The organism is Psychrobacter sp. CAL346-MNA-CIBAN-0220 (assembly GCF_040309805.1).
Taxonomy (GTDB): Bacteria; Pseudomonadota; Gammaproteobacteria; order Pseudomonadales; family Moraxellaceae; genus Psychrobacter.
Window position 1 is genome coordinate 1 of the sequence record NZ_JBEOPF010000811.1, and the last position, 229, is coordinate 229.

General features: G+C 36.2%; 1 pseudogene. It reads left to right on the plus strand.

Annotated elements, in window-relative coordinates:
- Positions 1-229, plus strand: a pseudogene (locus AAEY88_RS15765) (hypothetical protein); the annotation flags it as partial.

The following is a 229-nucleotide window of genomic DNA, read 5'->3' on the forward strand; positions in this document are numbered from 1 at the left end:
ATATTAAGTCTGTTGTTGGGATGTTTGCCCCGTTATCTTGTGCCGATATTACCTTACAACATGCTAAAAAGAAAAATGGTGCACATTACCAGTTTTTTAATGAAGCACTACTTGAAACGTTTACCACCAACGCTGAAATAGAGCGTGATTTACATAGTGCTATTCGTGGTCGAGAATTTGAGTTGTATTATCAAGCCTTAATGGACTTACAACATAATCAGTATATTGG